The sequence below is a fragment of the Prosthecobacter sp. genome, assembly GCF_049294395.1.
Lineage (GTDB): Bacteria > Verrucomicrobiota > Verrucomicrobiia > Verrucomicrobiales > Verrucomicrobiaceae > Prosthecobacter.
Window position 1 is genome coordinate 1 of the sequence record NZ_JBAQCR010000033.1, and the last position, 8144, is coordinate 8144.

An 8144-nucleotide genomic window follows, 5' to 3' on the forward strand; every position below is an offset into this window, starting at 1 on the left:
CGGGCGTGGTCGAACATGACGTCGGCGTTCTGACACTGCGGACAAGTAAGCGCAGCACCACGGACATGCCGCAGATCAATGCGCACCTGCTTGGCTGCCAGTTGCAAATCTACCCGCTCGACCTCCCAGTGCTTGTCGAGTCCCAAAAGCAGGCTGTAGTGGTAATTGAGGCTCGGTGATGTGCTCATCCGTTCATTTTACAGCTCCCTCTCACCCATTAAAAGTCGCGAAGAACCAATAATAAATGCTTTGGAATGAATCGCGTTGATACCGTAGCTTCAAGGAATGCCTTGAGCTATTTCAACCGGTGGTGCGGCTTGATCCTCGGCTACCTCAAGGATAGGACCCACAACGGAGATGGAAAGGCCATTGGCAGCTGCAATGCCACAACGGAGGAAGTCATTGGCCAGTCTGGTGCAATAGTCCATGTCTGAAAATCCCTTGCCCGCAGCATACCAATCCTCTGCCTCCATTCCCATGAGGTCTGCAGCTATTTCGTATGATATACGAACGCGACTGGCCTGCTGATTGGTTCGCTGTTCTTCGACGCGTATCAACTCGCGCAGATGTTCAAAGCGCGAGGCGTCTGGATTTTGTTTGCTCATGTGAGTAAGTCTGTTGAATCCTAACGCGACAGGTCTTTTTCTACTGCGCAGCCAGCGCCGCCGCAGCCCTCGCCTTGGCGATCTCTGCCTTCTTCAAAATCTCTTCCGTGCTTGGCAGGCTGGCCAGCACATCGGCCGGGATAAACCCATCGCCTACCAGCTTGGTGAGGCACTTCTTGCGCTCGTCCAAGGCCTTGTCGGGGCTGCGTTCTTTGCTGAAGCGGGATTTGGCGGCGGCGCTGCGGTCTTTGAGGGCGGAGTAGATGTCGCCGCCGAGGAGGGAGGAGATGTCTACTTTGATCTTTTCGCGGCCGGCTTCGTGCTCATTGATTTCATCGCCGTTGATCGGTCCCGCCTGGTATTTGGGGAACATGATGGCGACCTCAGGGCAGACGCGGGAGCAGGCGGGGCAGTTGGTCTTGCAGTTGTCGTTGTTCTGCACCTGGATCTTGTTGTCATCGCTGACTCCATAGACATCGAAGAGGCAGAAGCTGAGGCACTGCATGCAGTTGGTGCAGCGTGAGTAGTCGATGACGGGGAACCAAGGCTTCCATTTGCCGGGTTCGTTCATGGTTTTCTCGCCGCGGGATTTGTCCACCAGTGCGACGATGGCGTCGGGCTCCAGGCCGGTGATGTCGCAGGTGTCGATGGTGATCTTGCCGGTGGCGTCTTCCAGCGCGGGGGCTTTGCCTTCAAAGGCACCGAGCACGAGGAGGTTGCGCTCATCATGCGGCATGGCGGGCGCGCCGAGACTGCTGCGGGTGACGGTGTAGCCTTTGTCGAGCAGGGCCATCATGACCTTGGCACGGGACTCGGCGGGAAGCTGGATGCTGCCATTTCCTTCGTAGAGGACGACGCGGAGCGGGCGGTGAGTGTGGGTGATCATGGCTGGAAAAATGACGAATGACGAAGCCCGAATAACTAAGGGTCAGGCAGCGGTCGCTGGGGAGGTATTGAGGAGTGCGTCGGCAATTTCTTGCGCGGTCTGGGTGCGCATGTTGAGGATCTCGGTATCGGCGGGGAGGGGGAAACCGGCCTGCTGGAAGAGGCCTTTCACGGCGCGGGGATAGCAGGCGGCGATGCGGAGCTTGCCACAGGCGGCGATGGCTTGGAGGCGGGGATCGCGGTGCGCGGCCATCTCGCAGAGATCGGAGACGGTTTCAAAGCTGGCATTGGAGTCGCAGAGCTTCTGCAGGACTTCGTTTTTGACGCCGGTGGGAACGACCTGGGCGTAAGCGCAGCGGCAGTAGAGGATGGTGGCAGGGGTACTCAAAAGGGCGCGAAAAAGGTGGAGATCAGTGTGGGCTCAGGTGGCGTACTACGCAACACCGGCGAAGGCGGGCATGACGAATTTAGGCCTAAAAGCACAAAGTCGGCGCGAGGCCGACTTTGTGGTTTGGCGCGAGTCGATCTGTACGCAGGCCTACGAGGTGGTCTTGCGCTCAACGTTGAGGCCCATCTTGCGGTAGAGCGTGGCGATGGAGACGCCGAGCATGCTGGCGGTCTTTTCGCGGGAGCCGCTGTTGTACTTGAGAGTTTCCTGAATGAAGGCGCGCTCCTGCCCTTTGATGAAGTCATCGAGCGTGGAGCCGATAGGCAGCTTGGTGATGCCCTCGGTGGTGGAAGGGGTGGGAATCTCGATCTGCTGGGTGACTTTGGCCGGCAGGTCGGAGGGGCGGACGCGGTCGTTTTCGGCGAAGGCGCAGGCGCGTTCGATGGCATTGCGCAGCTCGCTGACGTTGCCAGGCCAGTTGTACTTCTCCAAGAATTCGATGGCCCCGGCGTCGATGGTCTTGGGCTTTGAGTCAGTGCGGTCGGCGAGGTCTTTGAGGAAATGCTCGACGAGCGGGCGCACGTCCACGCGGCGCTCACGCAGTGGCGGGATCTTGAGGGGAACGACGGAGAGCTTGTAGTACAAGTCTTCGCGGAACTTGCCCACCTTTACGGCGTCTTCGAGGGACGTGGTACTGGATACCACGAGGCGGAAATCTGCGCCGCTGGAGCCATTGCCCCAGCCTTTCTTGGACTGGGATTCATCCAGGAAGGTGTTTAGCTGGGCCTGAATGCGGGCCGGGAGCTGATTGACCTCTGCCAGATGGATGGTGCCGCCGGAGACGCGATTGAAGATGGCGGTCTGGCCGAAGAGCTCGGTTTCGAGGGCATCTTCCGGCATGGCGCTGCACTGCAGTTCTTTATAAGGAGAGTTGTTGCGGCGGCTGGCCTCATGGAGGGCACGAGCGACCATGTGCTTGCCGACGCCGAATTCACCTTCGAGAAGGACGGGGCTGTCGTTGTTGGCCACGCGGCGCACAATATCAAAAATGCGCTGAATGGCATCGCTATGACCGATGAGCTTCGAGGCGGAGGAGGAACGCAGCGTCGCGCTGGGGATGCTCGTGGGGGTGGCGGCGGCGATGCCGTTGCGCTGCAGGGCCTGATTCACCGTTTTGATCAGATCTCCCAGATCGAAGGGCTTGGTGAGGTAGTCAAAGGCACCCAGACGCATGGCTTCCACGGCGGTTTCCACGCTGCCATGACCGGTGACCATGATGACGGCGGTGCTTGGGAACTGATCCTTGCACATGCTGACGAGATCGAGGCCGTTCACATCGCCGATGCGAAGGTCCACAATGACGAGGTCGGGCTGGTTGGAACGGATGGCCGCAATGCCGTCGATGCCGGTGGTACAGCCAAAAACTTGATGACCCGCAGCTTTGCAAAGCTTGGTCATGAGTTCCAGGATGGCGGCTTCGTCGTCTATGATTACTAGTTTAGCCATATTATTTTCGTGAAGTGAGAGGCATGGTTGATTGTTAAATAGGCTAAACGTTTCTCAGGATTGCGTCAATTTAAGATTCTCAAAAAAGAGAATGGAGGCGTTTAAGGGCATGTCAGAGATCCTGTATCATGTGCCGCAAGAGCTTGTTTGGATGGTCTTTGGAACCCTTCAGCACCTTCCTGCGGGGTAATCAGTGAGGGGATTTAGCCGGGTCTCACTGGAGGATCGCAACTCTTGGTTTCTACGAGTGTTTCTTCACCCGCAGTCAATCCAACCAGCACACTCACATGAAATCCAAAACCAACCGACTCACCTGGCTTTGCGGTGCTCTCGCGCTCAGCGTCGCTCCATTGCAAGCCCAAGATGCCAAGCCTGCAGATCAACCGCCCGCCGCAGCGCCACTTCCTCCCGCAGCGCCCAAAGTGGATGCTCCGCCTGCTGCGGCACCACGTGATCTGCCGCGTCCCGGAGAACAGAAGGAAGGAAATGGTACTCGGCCTGACACCCTGCGTGAACCGCAGCGCCGCCCGGATGGGGTTGGCCCGCGTGATGCCGCTCCGCCGCAGCGTGACGCACAGTCCCAGCGCGATGGGCAGCGTGGACCTGTGAATCCTCCGCAGAGCGGCGGACCTGGCCCCATGAATCCTCCCAATGCAGGAAACCGCACTCCTGATCAGGGGCCTGGACATGGCCGCGAGGGCTTCCGTCGTCCCCCCATGGATGGCCAGCAGGGTGGCGAGCATAAGCGCGGCGAGCCGCAGGCCCAGGGCAATCGTGGCCCGATGAACAACCCACAGCACGAAGGCGGCCGGGGTCAGCAGCATGCGGGCCGGCAAGACCATTTTAGACAGCCCGCAGGGCCGCGAGGCAATGAGCAGGGAGGTTTCCGGCCTCGCGCCGAAGGCCGTGGCCCGCAGTCTTTCGGCCAGCGTGGAGGGTTTGGTGCACCGCGTGGTGGGGAAGGTTTCAGGTCACCTCAAGGTGGCCCTCAGAATAGGCAGATGCATCGCGGCCGAGGCCCTGAGAGCAGGATGGGGCGTGGCAGGGGCCAGCGTTTTGGGGGGCGGCAGCAGCCTCAGAATTTCGGCAGTTCTCGTGGAGATTCGAGATTTGGCGGTCCACGTGGCCCAGCGCCCCGGTTTGACCAGCATCGCGGTCCCGGCCCGCAGCAGTTTGGGCAGCAACGCGGTGGGGATCATCGTGGCGAAGGCCCCCAGCACTTCGAGCGGCCCATGCATCAGCCTCCGCAGGAGGGCATGAGAGGCGGAGAACGCGGGCACGGTCCAGCTCCACGAGACGGTGGCCCGCATTTTGCCCCGCCTTTCCACCGGGGTCAGGAAGGACCGCATGGCCCGCCGCCGATGAACCACGAGCGTGGCCGCGAAGGCCCGCCGCGTGATCGGAGCGTGTGACAATTGAGAGCGCCAAAAATCAAGGCATGGCGGCCCGGGCAACCGGGCCGCTTTTTTTTGCGCAATTGCAGGTGGCATTCGCGTCTCGTGAGTTGTGTTTGTGCAAACGAACTCCATAGTCGCGCCGCCGCCAGCAGCCCCGCACGGGCTGCCACGAAATCCACCGCATGAGCTTGGTCAAAAAACTCGCCAAATTGTTGAACTCAAAAGCGCAGTCCTCTGCGAACGGAGTTCATGGACCGGCGGAGCTGCCATGGTGGTCGTCAGACCGGTGGGCGCACCTTTGGAACGGTCAGCCGCAGGTGTCCGCCGCGTCAGCCGCCACGGCCAACACCATGCTGCCGGTGCTGATCGAAGTCTTCGCGGCTTTCAGCAAGCTGGACGGCAACATCGAGGAGGAGGAAGTCGAATCCAGCCTCGGTTACCTGCGCTATGACTACCCCGAGGCGATCTACGCCGACATGCGGCGTCTCTACTTTGAGGCGCTGCAGGAGCCGCAGGATCTGACGCAGCGTGCCAAGGAACTGAGCCAAAAACTCACTCAGGAGCAAAAAATCCTGCTGGGGGTGCAGTTGTACCTGCTCATCTCGCGTGCGCAGCAGAATCAGCGGCAGATGGTGGAGTTCTACCTCTTCATGACGAATCTGGGCATCGCCGCCCAGGCCATCGATATCGTCTATCAGCTCAATGCCGGGGACAAACCGCCGGAGGAGGGTTTTTCCACCAAGGGCGGCCAGCCTTTGGACACGCTGCGCATCGGTGCCACGAAGAACTGCGATGTGCTGCTGCGCTCCCTTTCGGATGACTGCTCCGTGGTGGCGTTCCGATTTCAAAACCTCGTGCTGCTGAAAAACACCGGCAGCATTTCCATCCTGGTCCGCAGCCGCCGGCAGCCGCCGGGAGAATTCTCGCGGCTTTATCCCGGCGAGCGCGTGGTGATGGAGGACGTGACGCTGGACTACAATGACCTGATCACCTACTTCAACTCCAAGAAGACACTCTCAGGCACGCAGATTTACCTGACCCTCACGGAAAATGGCAGCGCAGAAATCGCCCCGCAGCGCACGCGCGGCACGAATCTGCGCCTCAGCTTTGGTCTGGGCGTCACGGTGGAGGCGCTGCGCACGACCAAGGCCACGCTGAATGGGGTGGTGCTCAGCAGCGGCACCGTGGTGGAGGCCAGCATTGAGGACAGCATCATCGCTCATGGCGAAGTGGAAATCGCGCTGCGCGATTTGCGCGTGCGCGCGCAGGAGTTTGGCGGGCAGTTCCGGCTGGAAGGCAGCCGCAATACTTATCTCGTCTCCAACAAGCCTGAGCTGCTGGATGAGGGCGACATTCTTCTCTCTGAAGACACCGATGGTGAAATCCTGCTGCGCATTGAGTGCAATTACGCGCAGAAGACCGGCGTGCTGGAAGTGCTGCGCTCCTCACGCCCGCTCTACATTGGCCTGATTCCGGTGCGTGACAGGATCACTCTCAATGACGGTGACACCATCACGCTGGGTGAAGGGCAATACCTGCGCTGTCACTTTGCCGATCGCATCATCGAAGAGGAGCGCAACACCGTGCGCCAGATCGAGGTGCGAGAACTCAGTCATCGCTTCGATGGCCGCGACACCGCGCAGGATGGCGTGAGCTTCATCGCGCGCCGTGGTGAGATGATCTGCGTCATGGGGCCCAGCGGCTGCGGCAAGAGCACGCTGCTGCGCATTCTCGGCGGGCAGCTTAAACCCAAGGGGGGCGAAGTGCTGATGAACGGCATGGCGCTGTATGACAACCTGCACAACCTCACGCCTTACATCGCCTACATTCCGCAGGAGGATGCCTTTGATCCTTTGCTGAAGGTGCAGGAAAATCTCGACTTCTCGGTGGCGGTGCGCTGTCCGCATTTGAAAACCGAGGAGCGGCGCAAACGCGTGGATGCAAAGCTTGCGGAACTCGGCCTGGCCGATCTGCGTGACCGGCTGGCCGGCACGCCGCAGCAGAAATTTCTCAGCGGTGGCGAGCGCAAGCGTCTCAATGCGGGGCTCGACATGATCGGCATCTCCGACGTGTACCTCTTTGATGAGCCGACTTCAGGCCTCTCATCCAAGGACAGCGAGCATGTGCTCGAAATCATCCGCAGTCTGGCGCGCAACAAGATCGTCATCACTTCCATCCATCAGCCCAGCTCGCGTCTGCTGCAGATGTTTGACAAGGCGCTGCTGCTCGACAAGGGCGGCAAGCTAGCCTACTTCGGCACGCCGCAGGGGATGATCGAATACTTCTGGCGCGTGTATCACACGGAAACCGGTCAGGCAGGAGATGCCGAGGCACAGCCGCCCGACAAGCTCACGCCGGACTTCGTCTTCGACGTGCTGGAAACACCGCTGCGAGACATCAGCGGAGACATCATTCATGAGCGCAGTGCGGACGGGCATCTCGTGGCAGCGCGCCGCTTTCCGCCGAACTTCTGGCGCGACTCTTATCAGCGGCATCTCATCATGGAGAGCATGGCCAAGCAGCGGTCCGCGCCCGGCAGCACCAGCCTCATTGCCCGGCCCAAGCGGGATGAAAGCCACAGCTCCAGCCGCATGCGCAGCACGCCCAAGCCGCCGAAGCACACCTTCCGCGAGGAGAGCATCCTCTTCTTCACCCTGCTGAAGCGCGCCTTTCTGAGCAAGCTGCGCAACCGCACGAACCTGCTGACGACCCTGCTGGAGGCTCCCTTGCTTGCCTGGATCATTTCCAGCGTTCTCAAGTACTCTGAGGAGGCGCACTACACCTTTGCCACCGCCTTCCACATCCCGACGTACCTCTTCATGAGCCTCGTCGTGGCGATGTTTCTTGGCCTGACCAACAGCGCCGATGAAATCATCCGTGACCGCCACACCCTGAGCCGGGAGCGAAATCACAACCTGCGAACGTTTTACTATCTCAGCGGCAAGATCATCTCGCTCTCCACCTTTGCGCTCATCCAGTGTGTGATTTATCTGCTGATCGGCAACTGGGTGCTCGAGATCCGCGACATGTTCCTGATTCACCTTTGGTGGATGTTCCTCACCTCTCTCACGGGCGTCTGTCTGGGGCTGTTCATTTCCAGCATCGTCAGTGACAATCGCACTGCGGTGAATGCCATCCCGCTGCTCCTGATTCCGCAGATTATTCTTGGTGGTGCGCTGATCAAATACGAGGAGATGAACAAGAACCTCGACCTCGTCTATTCCGTGGGCAAGTGGCTGAAAAAATCCGGCAATGACGAGGAAAACGCCAGCAAACTCAAGGTGCCCTTCATCTGTCAGTTCATGCCGCTGCGCTGGTCTTATGAGGGCATGGTCATCTCGCAGTCCAAGCTCAATCCGCTCA

General features: G+C 59.8%; 7 protein-coding genes and 1 pseudogene. 2 read left to right on the forward strand and 6 right to left on the reverse strand.

The genetic code is table 11. The features are described from left to right. The 5 genes and pseudogenes from WAW39_RS02210 to WAW39_RS02230 all read right to left on the reverse strand — a co-directional run. A pseudogene (locus tag WAW39_RS02210) lies at positions 1 to 188 on the reverse strand (hypothetical protein); the annotation flags it as partial. Positions 189 to 278: 90 nt separating this feature from the next. Further along, positions 279 to 605: a hypothetical protein gene (locus tag WAW39_RS02215; RefSeq protein ID WP_422315322.1), complete on the reverse strand. Its 327-nt coding sequence runs from the start codon at positions 603 to 605 to the stop codon at positions 279 to 281. Positions 606 to 645: 40 nt separating this feature from the next. Beyond that, on the reverse strand, positions 646 to 1491 hold the full coding sequence (locus tag WAW39_RS02220) for a ferredoxin family protein (RefSeq protein WP_397382537.1): 846 nt from the start codon (positions 1489 to 1491) through the stop codon (positions 646 to 648). Positions 1492 to 1533: 42 nt separating this feature from the next. Beyond that, a complete protein-coding gene (locus WAW39_RS02225; RefSeq protein WP_422315326.1) occupies positions 1534 to 1878 on the reverse strand; it encodes a hypothetical protein in 345 nt (114 codons plus the stop codon). 150 nt (positions 1879 to 2028) lie between these two features. Next, positions 2029 to 3384: a sigma-54-dependent transcriptional regulator gene (locus WAW39_RS02230; protein WP_422315328.1), complete on the reverse strand. Its 1356-nt coding sequence runs from the start codon at positions 3382 to 3384 to the stop codon at positions 2029 to 2031. 363 nt (positions 3385 to 3747) lie between these two features. Here WAW39_RS02230 and WAW39_RS02235 point away from each other — a divergent pair, with 363 nt between their 5' ends. Continuing rightward, positions 3748 to 3993: a hypothetical protein gene (locus WAW39_RS02235; protein ID WP_422315330.1), complete on the forward strand. Its 246-nt coding sequence runs from the start codon at positions 3748 to 3750 to the stop codon at positions 3991 to 3993. 362 nt (positions 3994 to 4355) lie between these two features. Here WAW39_RS02235 and WAW39_RS02240 read toward each other — a convergent pair whose 3' ends face one another. Beyond that, positions 4356 to 4733 carry a hypothetical protein gene (locus tag WAW39_RS02240; RefSeq protein ID WP_422315332.1) on the reverse strand — a complete coding sequence of 126 codons (378 nt, stop codon included), beginning with the start codon at positions 4731 to 4733 and terminating at the stop codon, positions 4356 to 4358. 230 nt (positions 4734 to 4963) lie between these two features. Between WAW39_RS02240 and WAW39_RS02245 the strand changes: the two genes are divergently transcribed. Beyond that, positions 4964 to 8144 (forward strand): ATP-binding cassette domain-containing protein (locus WAW39_RS02245; RefSeq protein WP_422315334.1); only part of this gene is annotated, 3181 nt, incomplete at its 3' end.

Coding starts and splice junctions, on each gene's coding strand:
- WAW39_RS02215 (WP_422315322.1), bottom strand. CDS start 605: ATGAGCAAACAAAATCCAGACGCCTCGCGCTTTGAACATCTGCGCGAG.
- WAW39_RS02220 (WP_397382537.1), bottom strand. CDS start 1,491: ATGATCACCCACACTCACCGCCCGCTCCGCGTCGTCCTCTACGAAGGA.
- WAW39_RS02230 (WP_422315328.1), bottom strand. CDS start 3,384: ATGGCTAAACTAGTAATCATAGACGACGAAGCCGCCATCCTGGAACTC.
- WAW39_RS02235 (WP_422315330.1), top strand. CDS start 3,748: ATGCCAAGCCTGCAGATCAACCGCCCGCCGCAGCGCCACTTCCTCCCG.
- WAW39_RS02240 (WP_422315332.1), bottom strand. CDS start 4,733: ATGCGGTCCTTCCTGACCCCGGTGGAAAGGCGGGGCAAAATGCGGGCC.